This is a genomic window from Oribacterium sp. NK2B42, assembly GCF_000424445.1.
In the GTDB taxonomy this organism is placed as follows: Bacteria; Bacillota; Clostridia; order Lachnospirales; family Lachnospiraceae; genus Oribacterium.
On the sequence record NZ_AUJX01000003.1, the window covers coordinates 97,659 to 112,560 of the forward strand.

Consider the following 14,902-nt stretch of genomic DNA (forward strand, 5'->3'; position numbering starts at 1 on the left):
ATAGCACACTGAATCAGAAAACAATGCTTCAATGCATCGATGCCGCAAAGGATATAACAATAAACCTTTTGATGGAGGTATCGACAATGAAGATTAAAGAATACTTGATGCAGGCATACAGAATTGACCAGAGAATCAATTCCAAACTGGAACAGATCGGTGCCCTGCATGATCTGGCAACAAAAGCAACGGTTACATTTTCAGATATGCCGCGCAATCCCAATAAGGGAAAGTCCAAGATCGAAGATGCCATTATTAAGATTATGGAGTTGGAAGATGAAATCAATCACGATATTGACAAGCTGGTTGATCTGAAAGCTGACATTACCCACCTGATCAAGATGATGGATAGTCATGAGCATCAGATCATATTGGAGCAGCGTTACCTTTGCTTCAAGTCATGGGAGCAGATAGCCGTGGATATGGGCTACAGTATGCAGCACACTTTTCGCCTGCATGATAAGGCGTTAAGGGAACTTTCCAAATTTTATAAAGTGGAGAGTTAATGTGATAGAATGAGATATCGTTCCTATGATATAGTTATAATGGCGATAGTGAATATGATGAGAGCCCGGAAGGAGAGATCCTTGCCGGGCTTTTATATTGGAGATGATGAATATGTCAATGAGACCCAAAAGGCCGTGCTCATATCCGGGCTGTCCGAACCTTACTGACGGTCGTTACTGTCCGGAGCATCAGCAGAAGGTGAACAGTAATTATGAGAAGTACGGCAGAGATAAGTCTACGAAGAAGAGATACGGTCGTGCATGGAAGAGAATCCGTGAGAAGTATGCTGCGGAGCATCCCTTTTGTGAGTTGTGTTTTGAACGTGGAATTATCGTGCCGACTGAAGAGATCCATCACAAGCTACCTTTGAGTGAAGGTGGCACGCACGATCGCAGTAACGTGATCGCGCTGTGCAAGTCGTGTCACTCAACCATACACGCGAAGAGAGGGGACTACTGGGGAAACCATCACGGGTAGGGGCGGGTGAAATCTCTACAGGTATGGCTCCCAGGGAACGGCGCGGGGGGCATGCGTGCAAAATCGCGAAACGAAAAGTGAAATTCGAACTAAAGAGAATTTACCTCTGAGGTAAACAAACATCTTGACTGATTAAGATATCTGTGCTATCATGGATTTACCTCAAAGGTAAATCCGAAAGAGAGGTGATGGTTTGGATATCACGTACAAGAACAACAAAATCAAAAAGGTTTGTACGGATGCCAAAACTGCAGAGAGAACCTACGGTAGGGAAATGGCCGAAAAAATACATCAGCGTATAGATGAAATTGGTGCAGCAGATACTGTTGAGATGATGATACAGTTCCATATCGGACGATGTCATCCACTTACGCAGAATAGAAAAGGGCAATACGCGGTGGATTTGGTTCATCCGTACAGATTGGTATTCAAGAAGAATGGCGACGAGATTCAAATAGCAAACATTTTGGAAATAGTCGATTATCATTAGAGGTCAAGATGACAAGTCAAGGAGGTAGCACTATGGTGAGAAGTCGCAGTTATATTGCAACGCCACCTGGGGCGACAATTAAAGAGCAGTTGAATGACAGAGGCATGAGCCAGAAGGAGTTTGCAGCCAGGATGGATATGTCTGAAAAGCATATCAGCAAGCTCATTAACGGTGAGGTGCAGCTTACACCGGAGACCGCGGTTAGATTAGAAATGGTTTTAGGTGTACCGGCAAAGTTTTGGAATAATCTTGAGGCGATATACAGAGAGAAGATCATAAAGGCTGAAGCAGAAAATGCAATGGATGCTGATGCTGAAATGGCCAAACAATTTCCTTATAGCGAGATGGCAAAGTTTGGATGGGTTCCGGAGACTAGAGAAGCGAAGGAGAAGGTTGTCAATCTGAGGAAATACTTTGAGGTTGTTGAACTTTCACTTCTTGGGAGTGAGCAGATTACGAGAATTGCCTGCAGACGTCTGGCAATAACAGAAAAAAGTGATCTGGCATTAATGGCATGGGCACAGGAGGCAAAGATTAAGGCGCGTGGTATCCAAACCGCTCCGATCAATATCAAAGGTTTGATTTCTACTATGCCAGAGATAAGAAAAATGACAGTTCTTAAACCTAAGGAATTCTGTCCTCAGATCAAGAAATGTCTTGCGGATTGTGGAATAGCTTTAGTATTTCTGCCGCACCTTAAAGGTTCATTCCTCCAGGGGGCTTCTTTTATGGACGGGAAAAAGATTGTTGTAGGGCTTACTGCCAGAGGTAAGGATGCTGACAAGTTTTGGTTCAGCCTGTTCCATGAACTTGCGCACATCGCTCTTGGTCATGTAGGGCAGCCTAATGGTACATCTGAAGATGATGAGAAAGCAGCGGACAAATGGTCTGGTGATACACTTATTTCATCTGATGATTTTGAAGCTTTCAGAGAGGAAAGGGATTATTCAGAGAGAAGAGTACTCCAATTTGCAAAAGCTCAAGGAATTGCTCCGGGGATAGTAGTCGGGAGAATGCAGCTGGAAGGAATGATCAAGTACAGTATGTTGAATAATTTGAAAGAGCAATATAAAATAGCTGTATAAAGGATATATTCAAAAAATCTTTTGAAGGATCATGTGAAGAGCATGGTCCTTTTATTATGCAAAGCAGAAGGAAGGAGGGCGATGCTCTATGGCTGGAAGAAAGCCAAAGCCTACAGCAGTGAAAAAGCTGGAAGGCAATCCGGGAAAGAGAAAACTGAACACAAAAGAACCGAATCCGGGTAAGGGAATGCCCGAGTGCCCTGCATGGTTATTACCGGAAGCTAAGATAGAATGGATCCGGTTATCGGAAAAACTGAACCAGATGGGAGTGTTGACGGAGATCGACCGGTCTGCATTTGCAGCCTATTGTCAGTCCTATGCCAGATGAAAAGAGGCTCATGAGCATATTATTACCAGGTGCTAAGTGCAGAGGTCGGTGGTAAGCATGGATTTTCAGTCAGTGGATTGGTGTTTGATGAGATTCATACGCAGCCGAACAGACAGCTGTATGACGTTTTGACAAAGGGATCGTCGGATGCCAGACATAATCCGTTGCATTTTATTATCACTACGGCGGGAACGGACAGACATTCCATCGCCTATGAGCTTCATACGAAAGCGGTGGATATTCTGGAAGGCCGGCGTGTGAATCCGACCTTCTATCCGGTGGTCTATGGACTGAAGGATGATGAGGACTGGGAGGATGAAGCGAACTGGTACAAGGTCAATCCTTCGCTGGGATATACGGTAGATATTGAACGCTTGCGCGATGCCTACCGGGAAGCAAAACAGAATCCGGCAGACGAAGTGACCTTCAAGTGGCTGAGGCTGAACATGTGGGTTTCAAGTACGGTTGCATGGATACAGGATGCGATATTCATGAAGGGTAATGAAGAAATCGACCTGTCTTCGCTGGAAGGCAGGGACTGTTATGGCGGTCTGGACTTATCCAGCACGGGTGATATTACAGCACTAGTACTGATGTTTCCTCCGAGGGATGAGGATGAGAAGTACACTCTGCATCCGTTCTTCTGGGTGCCGGAAGAGACAATTCCGCAGAGGGTGAAGGTGGATTCCGCTCCTTATGACATCTGGGAGAGGCAGGGATACCTGTTATCGACTGAGGGTAACGTGATCCACTATGACTTCATTGAGAAGTTCATTAATGATCTGGCGGAGAAATACCACATCGTTGAGATTGCGGTGGACAGATGGAACGCTACGCAGATGATCCAGAACCTGGAGGGTGACGGATTCACGATGGTTCCGTTCGGCCAGGGCTTTGCTTCAATGTCCGAACCGACAAAAGATTTCTATCGTCTGCTCATGGAAGGCCAGATCATTCACGGAGGGCATCCGGGTCTCATGTGGATGGCCGGCAACGTGGTGGTCGATACGGATTCTGCCGGAAACATCAAGGTAACGAAGGCAAAATCAAAAGAGAAGATCGACGGCATTGTGGCTGCAATCATTGCACTTGACCGATGTATACGCAATCAGACGGAGCCGCAAGGGAGTGTTTATGATGAGCGCGGATTACTTGTATTTTGACGAAGGAGGGAATTGCGATGGGAATACTGAGCGGTTTATTTCGGAGCAGGGATAAGCCCACGGACAGGACAGCATGAAGCAGCTACAGCTTCTTTCTGGGAGGTACTGCGAGCGGTAAGTACGTGACGGAACGATCTGCGATGCAGATGACGGCGGTTTATTGCTGCGTGAGGATCCTGTCGGAGGCGGTGGCGAGCCTGCCATTACAATTTTACAGATATACCGATGATGGCGGTAAGGAGAAAGCGGTGGAACATCCGCTTTATTTTTTGCTCCATGATGAGCCGAATCCAGAGATGACTTCATTCATATTCCGGGAGACTCTGATGACACACCTTTTGCTGTGGGGCAATGCTTACAGTCATATCATCCGCAATGGCAAGGGTGAAGTCGTGGCTCTGTATCCGCTGATGTCGGATCGGATGAAAGTGGACCGTGATGAGCACGGACGGCTCTATTACGAATACACGGTCTATGATTCGGACGATGTGGACGGAAGGAAAGGCACCAATAAGGTTGGATGGACGGTAAGGCTTCAGCCTCATGATGTGCTGCACATTCCGGGATTAGGGTTCGATGGTCTGGTTGGCTATAGTCCGATTGCTATGGCCAAGAATGCGATTGGTCTGGCAATCGCTACGGAAGAGTATGGCAGCAAGTTCTTTGCGAACGGTGCGGCTCCTTCCGGTGTGTTGGAGCATCCGGGAACCATCAAGGATCCGAGCAAGGTGAGGGAAAGCTGGCAGGCGACCTTCGGAGGAAGCGGCAATGCCAATAAGATTGCTGTTTTGGAAGAAGGCATGAAATATACGCCTATCAGTATTAGTCCTGAGCAGGCTCAGTTCCTGGAGACAAGGAAGTTCCAGATTGATGAGATCGCAAGGATCTTCCGTTTGCCGCCTCATATGATCGGTGACTTGGAGAAGTCCAGTTTCAACAACATTGAGCAGCAGAGCTTGGAGTTTGTGAAGTATACGCTGGATCCCTGGGTAAGCCGCTGGGAGCAGGCGATGGTGAGAGCCTTGCTGACTCCGGATGAGAAGAAAAAGTATTTCTTCAAGTTCAATGTGGACGGTTTGCTCCATGGTGATTACCAGAGCAGGATGAACGGCTATGCGACAGCCAGACAGAACGGCTGGATGTCCGCCAATGACATCCGTGAGCTGGAGAACCTGGACAGGATACCGGCTGAGCAGGGTGGCGATCTGTACCTGATCAATGGAAATATGACGAAGCTGGAGGATGCCGGGATTTTTGCGGCGGACGGAAAAGGGGAGGATTATATGAATAACAAAAAGGTACCACTTGGTAAGAAAGGTATTGTATCTATATGTATTGACTGGAACGAGTATGAGCATCAAAGGGCAGGAGGTTTGATAGCAGGTGTTTTATCGAAAGACAATACTGCGGTTGATTGTGATGTATCAGCATTTGTGGTAAAGACCCGAGGAGATAAGGTTGAATACTTAGATGGTGCAACATATGATCATCCATCTGTAAAGGATAATGCTATTGTACATCATGGCGATAATATGAATATCGGTGGTGAAGCGGAGCAGATAGATATTCAGATAGATGCTTTGTCAGAAGATGAGAGAATTATTTTAACTCTAGATACACTGAAGAATAAAAAACAATTGAAAATAGGGAAAATATCTATGATATCTGTTATAATTAGCAGAGATAACGAAGAAATCTATAGAGATGACTTTATTGGTGCTGGGGATAGAGCTATTAAGATTGGAAAGATTTATCATGAATCAGACGATTTTTGTTTTGAACCAGACATGGTTGGGTTAAATGGCATTAAGGAAAAGAAAGATATTTTGGCATCTATTTTGAATTAAGGGGTGACATTCCGAAATTTAGTCTCGTAAAGAATGATAAGAGCACTTATTGGGACAATGGTAGTTGTTGCTTCTGTGATAATTCAAAAGGAAGGCTTTATTACTATCAAACTAATTCCGATAGCGAAAGAAGCAATAACCATGATTGCTAGAATTACATTACGGGAGTGTTTTTTGTCCTTTTTGGTGTGATGTTTCTTCCAGGATTAATATATAGGCTGTTTACAAACGATAAAAATTAAGATAGCGAAAGCAATATAGAGACGATAACAACACATATCATTATTAAGTTGGTTACTTTTCTTTTAATAAGGCATTTTGTAAAATCATCCTTTCGAATAGCCTATGCTTTCTATGAATAAAACTGGTTAGCTATAACTAACAGTATTTTATCAAGAGAGTGATTGACAGTAAAGAACCATTTTATGTTTTTGATAAGTTATCGCTGTTTAATGTGTTTTTTATGCTTTCATGTTGCTTGCGTTGATCAATGTATTGTTCAACATTTATCATATTCTGTTGAAGGGATCTCATGTCTTTTTCAGCAGCATTATATGTTTTTTTAAGTGTACTTTTGCGAGCCTGCATAGCTTCATAGTCAGCACGTATCTCTGATGGGTTGAAAGATTGGGGATCAATTCCCATCTTTCGAAGCATACGCTCAACACCATCATATAAGATGAGCTGTGTTTCGTGCATACGGAGGTATCTGTCTGGATCTTTGGACTTCTTGTATTTTTCTTGATACGGTTTATTGTCTCTGTACTGTTCCGCATATAGGAGCAGTTCGGAGACTTTTTTCATTTTATGCTCCAGCTCTACAAGCTCGGTACGGGCAGATTTTGCCTCAGCTGTCTTTTTATCAATTTGCTTCTGAAGCTGAGAAAGATTATCTGCGGTGGCATAGCTGGCTGCGTCAGTCTTGAGGTTTTTGACGGAAGCCCAGTGTTGCAGACCGGGACTGTTTTGAAATTTTTCTCCAGAGGTATCTATGAGCGTTCTGCTTGCACTGGTACGGGTGAGGATATCTTTCTTTGGTATCTTTATTCTTGACTTCTGCTTTGGAGCCTCAGTGTTTTCTTCGGCTTTTGAAGATGATGCATCTTGGGTGGCTTGTTCTTTGTTCTGCCATTTCTGCGGATTTTCAATCCTGTCCTTTATTTCCTCTTTTGTATAACCGGCTCCAAAATTGCGGAAGCTGCCACGCACAGATCGCTCTTGGCCTGGGGCAGTGAACTTTATGTATTTTGAGTGAGTATCACCGATTTTTTCACCGTTAACTGTATAGCCTTTTCTTTGATAAGGAGCAAAAAGTCCTCGTAGGTTTTGCGATTCTAATGCATTCGTCAATATCTTCCTGAAGCCGCGTTTTCCATAAGGATTTAAGAAAACAAAATAGGCCATTTATATATACGGTGATAAAAGGTGAAGTCGGAAGAATGTCAGAAAGAAATGTGGAGCGCATCATAAAAAAATATGCTGATAAAATCAGATGTGACCATCCGGACTTGCCAGATAGCGTGTATCCTCACATGAGACGAACAAGGGCAACCAGAATGTATCGTGATAGGATCCCTATTGAGACAATAGCGGTAATTCTTGGACATGTCAGCACTAAGACTACAAGAAAGTCCTATGCAATTCCTTCTGTTGAACTTCTGAGAGAGCAAATGGAATATGGAGCATCTGTAGAGACGGACAACAATAAAAAACCCTTATGGGAAAACGATGAAGAACTGGCAAAGCTCTGTGGAATTAGGTAAGATTATTATGTACATCTTTTCTCTGGGAAACAGGTTGATATCTGATTTCCCAGAAAAAGATGCGGATAAGTAAACTATTCTGATAAATTTGCTTATACGAATATTCGGATAAGCAAATGATGGTCTTTGGGCAGGCTGTGGAATATGTGGAGTAATCTTCAGTAAAGCCGGAAGAGCAGAGCTGACAGAGGCTTGTAGCAAGTATAAAACCCCTCTCAACGATGGCGATGCTGTTATTACCCCTGCTTTTAAAATGACCAATGCCAAGGCAATCATTCATGCGGTAGGTCCGAATTTTGCTGTAACACCGACGGCTTTCAAGGAACTGTTTGATGCATATTATAACTCGCTGGTGGTGCTGAAGGATAACGGATATCACAGCATATCGTTTCCGCTCATCAGTTCCGGGATATTTGGCGGATCACTGAATAATCCGGTGGCAGAGTCCACGAAACAGTGCCTGAGAGCATATAGGAAATTTACATCTGATTATCCGGAATATGATGTGGATGTAAAGCTGTGTGCTTTTACAGCTGCGGAGATGAAGGAAGCGGAGCAAGAGTATGAAGAGTTCAAGAAGAATTAGCAGGATTTTATCAATCCTGTTGGGAGTTTCAGTGATGTTTTTGTTATTTGGATGCGGGATGCAGAAACTGGATGGTGACGGCATGGTATATAAACCTGCGTATGTCAGTATATCACAGGATGAAGCCAAGCTTATGATGAAAGATGACGATGGACATGTAATTGTTGATGTGCGCAGAGCTGATGAATACGCACAAGGTCACATTCCAGGAGCAATCCTGATTCCGAATGAGAGTATTACCGACACTCCGCCGGAAGAGTTGCCGAACAAAAATCAGATAATACTGGTTTATTGCCGTACCGGAAGGAGAAGTAAGGAAGCATCTCAAAAGCTGGCAGACATGGGATATGTGAATGTCTATGAGTTTGGCGGAATAGAGCATTGGACCGGAGAAATCGTTACGGAAGAGGCAAGTGATAATTCCGATGGTGAGAAAGCAAAACTCAGTTTTGAGTCCTTTGACGGAGGCGGCCCCGATTTTAATGTATTGATCGCTGACGAAGGCATTGTTTCTTACGAAACTGAGGTGAAATATCATAGCTCAGATCACGGGGAAATGACAGGCTCCGGTTTTGATAAGATCATAACTTTTACCGGAATAAAACCGGGTGAGACGACGCTGGTTATAGAGGAAAGGTCACCGATAGCCGATAATCTTGACCACAAATACAGAGTGACAGTGGATGATGAGCTTAATGTACAGATTGAGCTGCTGTCTGTAAAAGATATAAATGGAGATGCGGGTGAAAGTATGATCTTAATGATTGATGGTGAAGAATACCCGGTTGAATGGGAAGAAAATGAGTCGGTAGAAGCATTGAAGGAACTGTGTCCGCTGACTGTGAAGATGTCTATGTATGGTGGATTTGAGCAGGTTGGTTCCCTTGGTGAAAGCCTGCCGAGAAATGATGAACAGATCACGACCGGATATGGAGATATCGTCCTGTATTCCGGGGACCAGATTGTAGTCTTTTATGGATCAAACGCCTGGGCATATACGAGGCTTGGCCATATCGACATGACACAAGAGGAATTAACCGATTTACTGGAAAATGGTGATGTGGAAATTACTCTCGAATAGGGAACAGATAAGAGGTGTCGGATGAAATACAGAGAGAACAGAAGAACCGGAGATAAGATCAGTGAGATTGGCATGGGGACTGCTTACATCGCAGAGGCTGAAAGGTCAGAAGCTGTAAAGACTGTCAGACATGCCTATGAGAGTGGAATCAACTATTATGACCTTGCCGCAGGAGACGGAGCAGCATTTGCCATTTTGAGTGAGGCTCTGTCTGATGTAAGGGATGAAGTGATGTATCAGATCCATTTTGGTGCTGATTATTCTAAAGGCACTTATGGATGGGCTCTTAACCTTGATACCGTAAAGAGGTCAGTTGATAAGCAGTTGAAGGATCTAAAGACCGACTATATCAATTACGGCTTTATTCATTGTCAGGATGAGTCAAAGGATTGGGAGAAGTATCAGAAGAACGGCATCCTTCAGTATCTCTTGGATATGAGAGACCAGGGTGTGGTGAAGCATATGGGGGCATCATCCCATACACCTTCCGTAATACAGGAGATTCTGGATACAGATCTCATAGATATGCTGATGTTCTCGGTCAATCCCGCATATGACTATAACCACGGTGAGTATGCTTATGGCGGCGTGGATGAGAGAGCAGATGTATATAAGAGATGTGAAAAGCTGGGTGTAGGCATATCAGTTATGAAGCCTTTCTCCGGAGGACAGCTATTAAGTGATAAGACATCGCCCTTCGGAAAGGCACTTACACAGTATCAGTGCATAAAATATGCGCTTGATAAGCCGGGGATCCTTACTGTATTGCCAGGAGCGCAGAGCGTAGCAGAGATAGATGCTCTTTTGGAATACTATGAGAAGTCTGATGAAGAGCTTGATTATAGTATTATCGGAACTTTTGCACCTCCGGAAGCAAGCGGCAAATGTGTATATTGCAATCACTGTGAGCCTTGTCCGGCAGGGATAGATATAGGTGCGGTCAATAAGTTCTATGATCTGGCACGTATTGGCGATGATATGGCAAGAGAGCATTACATGGCACTTGAAAAGAATGCCGCTGATTGCGTCAGCTGCGGTCATTGTAACAATAGATGCCCGTTCTCGGTGGATCAGATGAGCAGGATGCAGGAGATACGGAGTTTTTTTTAACATGCAGCTGTGTGAAGTTTTGCAGTCAAGAAAATATTGGAAGAAAGGGTTGCATTATTAAGAAGGATTGAGCATGGTTTTACAGAATGAGAATGAAGAAAACAAGAAGCCTGTGGAAGTCATGCAGAAAAGAAGATTATTGTTGTGAATAGATGTTGGCATAAAAGTCATAGGTCTTGTTTTAACCTTGACAGTTTATCCTCCGGCAATGATGTGTAGTGTGATAATCGCTGCGGGTATGTTGATGACCGGAATACGCTTTATGAAACTGGACTGGGATCATATGCAGTAAGAAGAAGGCAGGCTTTATAAGCCTTAAGCTGTGGCCGGACTTCTGCAATTATAGGCGGGATGGATATGATTTTGATGCCAGGTTCGATGATGGTCTTGCATCCTATAAAGATAAGGGTGTTGTGGACTATATTACCGGTGCCGGGGCTATGTTGACGAGGGATATCAAGGATAACCTAAATTACAAGAAGGATGGAAATAAAGGATTTGAAACAGTGATCACCAGACTTCAGATGGAAACCTATGTTGTTCCGGTGAATTATGAATACAGCAAGCGCAAAAACGGTGACGAGTATGGTTGTGGCAACTGCCGGTACGATACTGCAGAGAACTTCTGGGGAGATAAGCTTTGTCGGTCGGCATATAAGAGAAGCCCGGAGGAATCTTTTGCCAGGATTATAAAACATATCAAAAAAGCTTTGCCGAAGATGGATGAAGAGGAGCTAAGGCTGTTGCTTAAAGGGTGAGATTAAGGATGGACAATATGAAAACATCTGTCCTTATTATCACGAATTATAAGTAGTTAATGAAGATACTGGATAGTTCTGACAGAAAGTGAGGGATAAATTTGCTGCTAAAACAAATGCGATACTTTCTATCTATAATAGACGAGAACAGCTTCACTGAGGCAGCTGAGAAAAACTTCATCTCCCAGTCAGCTATATCTCAGGCATTGAATTCTTTGGAAAAAGAACTGGGTGTTAAGCTGATAGAGAGGAAAAAACGCAGTTTTTCCGTGACAACTGCGGGAGAATATTTCTATAGAAAAAGTAAGGCACTTCTTAGTGATCTGGAAGCTATTAAGACAGAGACAGTGAGGCTTGGCAGTGATCAGGAGATGAATCTTCATATCGGATATATCAGTTTATATGCCGGGCCGGAACTGTCAGAGGCCATTGCTGAGTTTTCTTCCGTTTATCCGGAGGTCAATATATCCGTGCGTAGCGGAACCCATGAAGAGCTGTATCATGGTCTTGTTTCAGGTGAACTTGATATGGCATTGAATGATCAGCGCAGGGCATTTTCGGATGACTATGTAAATATGGAACTTAAGAATGCCGAGTGTATCATTGAGATTTCAGAGCGTAACGGTCTCTCATCAGCGGAGAGGCTGGAAGTGGGTGATCTTTCCAAGTTGTCCTGCATTATCGTGTCGTCTAAGGAGCAGCGTGATACAGAAGCGGAATATTATAGAAACATATTAGGGTTTAACAGCGATTTTATCTTTGCCGAGACACAGGAAGAAGCAAGACTCATGGTAACGGGCAACAGAGGATTTCTTCCGGTAGAGGCTGTGGGAAAACTGCCGGAGGTTTCGGGCGCAATAAAAAGGATACCACTATTTAGAAAGAACCGTCGTGTGACGAGAAAGTATTGTATATTCTGGCAGGAAGCAAGAACGGGCTATTACATTGAGGAGTTCGCAGAAATGCTTCGAAAAAGGCTTTCATAGATATCGCATAAGTTTAACTTATTGAAAACCGTCGAAAATCGAATTGATGATTTTTGATGGTTTTTTTATTATTAAGAAAACATGCGGATATAAGGAGCATTCCTAACAGAACTCGATGAATTACTGGATAAACTTGAGATGCCGGTATACGGTCAGAAAAGATAGGTGAGTATGATAAAACGTATTTTGGGAAAAGATTTAGAAGTATCTGCAATTGGTCTTGGATGTATTGGATTGTCCCAAAGCTATCCTCCGTTTCCCAAGAAAGAGGAGGGAATCAGATTCCTCCGCCGTGCAGTGGAGATGGGGCAGACCTTTTTTGATACTTCGGAAGCATATGCTGCAGGAGAAAACGAAGAACTTGTTGGAGAGGCACTTGCTCCCGTGAGAGATCAGGTGAAAATCGCCACCAAGTTTGGATGGGACATCCAAGACGGAAAAATCATGGGACTTGATTCAAGACCCGGGACGATCAGAAAAGCTATGGATGCATCGCTAAAGCGTCTTAAGACGGATCACATTGACAGGATCCTTGATGGACATACCGTCATTGGAGCAAGATATTCGGAAGCGACAGAAAGACTGACGGACAGATCATAAGGAGGTTTGAATGAAAAGATTAGCAATATTATTTTCTGCATTACTATTTATGTTTGCTCTAGGTGGATGCGGCGTTACGGACAGTGCAACATCAAAAAGCGAGCAGGTTGTAAAAGAGGACACGGAACAGCCTGAAAGTACTGATACTATTGAGAGTGAAGCAGGGCAGCCTGTGAATACTGTCGATGAGAGTAAAAGCAATGATGCGGCAGATAACAGTGATGAGGAAATGACGAAGGGAGGTTCAAATGCTCTGGTCGTGTATTTCTCCAGAACAGGAGAGCAGTATAGTGTTGGTGTGATTGACAAGGGAAATACAGCAATCGTTGCTGATATGATCGTTGACTTAACCGGAGCTGATTCTTATGAAGTGCTTCCGGAGGAGGATTATTATCCATATACCTATGAAGAATTAACGGACATAGCCAAGCAGGAACAGAATGATAATGCCAGACCTGCCATAAGAGATGCCGTGCCGGATTTAAGCGGATATGACACCATTTTTGTAGGGGCACCAGTATGGTGGGGCGACTGGCCGATGATCATGTACACATTCTTTGAAGAGAATGCGGATGCACTGACAGGTAAGACATTGATTCCATTTTCCACACATGCCGGAAGCGGGCTTTCGGGATTTGACAGTAAGCTCTCAAAAGCATTACCTGACAGTACAGTGGGTACAGGACTTGCCATAGAAGGTACGGATGCCCAGAATGATCAGACTGCAGTAAAAGAAAAGGTTAGCGGATGGCTTACAGAATTTGGATACTAAAACAATCACAATAGCATAAAAGAACTTAAGGAAACTTATCCTGATATGAACATCGCAGATGGTAAGAGGATATAAGGAAACGGCATCCTACTATTACGGATCTTTGCAGCCGGAAAAATAATTCGCATAAGTAATACTTATCAAAAACCGCCGAAAATCGAATTGATGATTTCCGGTGGTTTTTCTATACTGACGATAAAGGTGGTGACAAGAGATGGAAGATAAGGAAATGATCGTAAATATTTATAAAAAGATGTACGAAGGAATGATTAAAAAGGATGAGAAAATCCTGGATGAGGTATTGGATGATTCCTTTGTGCTTGTTCATATGACTGGGATGAGACAGTCAAAGGATGCTTTTATAAAAGCTGTTATGAACGGGACGCTGAACTATTTCAGTGCAGAGCATGAGCATATGCCGATAGAAATAAGTGGTGACACGGCAGTTCTTACCGGACAGTCTTATGTGGCCGCAGCTGTATTTGGCGGTGGAAGATCGAACTGGCATCTTCAGCAAAAATGCAGCCTTAAGAAGATAAGTGGCGAGTGGAAGATTACACGTAGTGTAGCATCAACATATTAAATCTTAGGAGGATGGGAAAATGGCAAAGAACCTGATCATTTATTATTCAAATATCCGGGGGCATTGAAAACACTCTGCAGGAAGCACCTGGGACCATTGAGATCAGAGTATTGGAATAAAAGAGAGTTCAAGGAGAAGATTTTAAATGAATGTATTTGAAAGATTGCACAGTGGAGAGGCAATAGATATCCGTGATGAGGATTATCAAAGAGAAGCCCATGGCGAGATAGATCGCTGCAGACAGCTTTGTTTTGAGATCAATGCAACACCGCCAAAGGATAGAGAAAAGATCGTTGAGCTGGAGAATGAGCTGCTTGATGGGCAGATAAAGGATGGAACCTTCTTTACACCACCGTTTCAGGTTGATCTTGCCAACTGCTTAAAACTTGGAAAGAATGTCTTTGCAAATCACGGACTTACCGTCATGAGCCTTGGCGGCATTGAAATTGAGGATGGCGTGATGCTTGGACCGGAAGTCGGACTTTTTACGGTAAATCATGAGCCTGAAAATATCCGTGTGATCATGACAAAGAAGATCCATATCAAAAGGAATGCGTGGATCGGAGCAAGAGTAAATATCCTGCCTGGTGTCACCATCGGAGAAAATGCCATTGTAGGAACAGGCAGTATTGTAACCAAGGATATCCCGGATAATGCGGTTGCGGTAGGGAACCCTGCCAGAGTAGTGAAGATGATAGAAAAGAAATAAGCAACATTTGACCGCTGAGGAATTATTTGAATGATGGAAAAAGATAGAGGTGACAAA

At 43.6% G+C, this 14,902-nt stretch carries 16 protein-coding genes and 3 pseudogenes; 18 read left to right on the forward strand and 1 reads right to left on the reverse strand.

All coding sequences use genetic code 11. From position 1 onward, the window contains the following. The first annotated feature begins 86 nt into the window (after positions 1 to 86). From G625_RS0100475 to G625_RS23380, 8 genes and pseudogenes are all read left to right on the forward strand, one after another. Positions 87 to 506 carry a DUF1492 domain-containing protein gene (locus G625_RS0100475; protein ID WP_029199546.1) on the forward strand — a complete coding sequence of 140 codons (420 nt, stop codon included), beginning with the start codon at positions 87 to 89 and terminating at the stop codon, positions 504 to 506. A gap of 112 nt (positions 507 to 618) precedes the next feature. After that, on the forward strand, positions 619 to 984 hold the full coding sequence (locus tag G625_RS21750) for an HNH endonuclease (RefSeq protein ID WP_084152694.1): 366 nt from the start codon (positions 619 to 621) through the stop codon (positions 982 to 984). Positions 985 to 1,177: 193 nt separating this feature from the next. Beyond that, on the forward strand, positions 1,178 to 1,474 hold the full coding sequence (locus tag G625_RS0100485; RefSeq protein ID WP_029199547.1) for a type II toxin-antitoxin system RelE/ParE family toxin: 297 nt from the start codon (positions 1,178 to 1,180) through the stop codon (positions 1,472 to 1,474). Between the two features lie 32 nt (positions 1,475 to 1,506). Further along, positions 1,507 to 2,559: a HigA family addiction module antitoxin gene (locus tag G625_RS0100490; RefSeq protein WP_029199548.1), complete on the forward strand. Its 1,053-nt coding sequence runs from the start codon at positions 1,507 to 1,509 to the stop codon at positions 2,557 to 2,559. Between the two features lie 88 nt (positions 2,560 to 2,647). Beyond that, positions 2,648 to 2,887 (forward strand): P27 family phage terminase small subunit, encoded by a 240-nt coding sequence (locus G625_RS17685; protein ID WP_044931075.1) that lies wholly within the window; start codon positions 2,648 to 2,650, stop codon positions 2,885 to 2,887. A gap of 20 nt (positions 2,888 to 2,907) precedes the next feature. Continuing rightward, positions 2,908 to 4,050: pseudogene (locus G625_RS17690) on the forward strand (terminase large subunit); the annotation flags it as partial. A gap of 17 nt (positions 4,051 to 4,067) precedes the next feature. Beyond that, positions 4,068 to 5,327, forward strand: a pseudogene (locus G625_RS23375) (phage portal protein); the annotation flags it as partial. Positions 5,328 to 5,333: 6 nt separating this feature from the next. After that, positions 5,334 to 5,897 (forward strand): TerD family protein, encoded by a 564-nt coding sequence (locus G625_RS23380; protein ID WP_242826568.1) that lies wholly within the window; start codon positions 5,334 to 5,336, stop codon positions 5,895 to 5,897. 423 nt (positions 5,898 to 6,320) lie between these two features. On the opposite strand, the gene G625_RS17700 is transcribed toward G625_RS23380, so the two are convergent. Next, a complete protein-coding gene (locus tag G625_RS17700; protein WP_198014787.1) occupies positions 6,321 to 7,247 on the reverse strand; it encodes a hypothetical protein in 927 nt (308 codons plus the stop codon). An 89-nt stretch (positions 7,248 to 7,336) separates the two neighbouring features. Between G625_RS17700 and G625_RS17705 the strand changes: the two genes are divergently transcribed. From G625_RS17705 to G625_RS0100565, 10 genes and pseudogenes are all read left to right on the forward strand, one after another. Beyond that, positions 7,337 to 7,660 carry a tyrosine-type recombinase/integrase gene (locus G625_RS17705; RefSeq protein WP_029199549.1) on the forward strand — a complete coding sequence of 108 codons (324 nt, stop codon included), beginning with the start codon at positions 7,337 to 7,339 and terminating at the stop codon, positions 7,658 to 7,660. Between the two features lie 124 nt (positions 7,661 to 7,784). Further along, positions 7,785 to 8,246, forward strand: a pseudogene (locus G625_RS17710) (macro domain-containing protein); the annotation flags it as partial. Further along, positions 8,224 to 9,327 carry a cyclophilin-like fold protein gene (locus G625_RS23240; protein ID WP_330364923.1) on the forward strand — a complete coding sequence of 368 codons (1,104 nt, stop codon included), beginning with the start codon at positions 8,224 to 8,226 and terminating at the stop codon, positions 9,325 to 9,327. The pseudogene G625_RS17710 and the gene G625_RS23240, both read left to right, overlap by 23 nt. 21 nt (positions 9,328 to 9,348) lie before the next feature. Then, positions 9,349 to 10,437 (forward strand): aldo/keto reductase, encoded by a 1,089-nt coding sequence (locus G625_RS0100535; protein ID WP_029199550.1) that lies wholly within the window; start codon positions 9,349 to 9,351, stop codon positions 10,435 to 10,437. Between the two features lie 281 nt (positions 10,438 to 10,718). Next, positions 10,719 to 11,195 carry an AlkZ-related protein gene (locus G625_RS17725; protein ID WP_442852561.1) on the forward strand — a complete coding sequence of 159 codons (477 nt, stop codon included), beginning with the start codon at positions 10,719 to 10,721 and terminating at the stop codon, positions 11,193 to 11,195. A gap of 101 nt (positions 11,196 to 11,296) precedes the next feature. Further along, on the forward strand, positions 11,297 to 12,181 hold the full coding sequence (locus tag G625_RS0100545; RefSeq protein ID WP_029199551.1) for a LysR family transcriptional regulator: 885 nt from the start codon (positions 11,297 to 11,299) through the stop codon (positions 12,179 to 12,181). A gap of 171 nt (positions 12,182 to 12,352) precedes the next feature. Continuing rightward, entirely contained in the window at positions 12,353 to 12,781 is a 429-nt protein-coding gene (locus tag G625_RS0100550) for an aldo/keto reductase (RefSeq protein ID WP_029199552.1), read from the forward strand. 10 nt (positions 12,782 to 12,791) lie between these two features. Then, positions 12,792 to 13,553 (forward strand): flavodoxin, encoded by a 762-nt coding sequence (locus G625_RS17730; RefSeq protein ID WP_049895524.1) that lies wholly within the window; start codon positions 12,792 to 12,794, stop codon positions 13,551 to 13,553. A gap of 214 nt (positions 13,554 to 13,767) precedes the next feature. Next, a complete protein-coding gene (locus G625_RS0100560) occupies positions 13,768 to 14,136 on the forward strand; it encodes a nuclear transport factor 2 family protein (protein WP_029199553.1) in 369 nt (122 codons plus the stop codon). 145 nt (positions 14,137 to 14,281) lie between these two features. Beyond that, positions 14,282 to 14,845, forward strand: a complete 564-nt coding sequence (locus tag G625_RS0100565) for a sugar O-acetyltransferase (protein ID WP_029199554.1) — start codon at positions 14,282 to 14,284, stop codon at positions 14,843 to 14,845. Positions 14,846 to 14,902 lie beyond the last annotated feature (57 nt).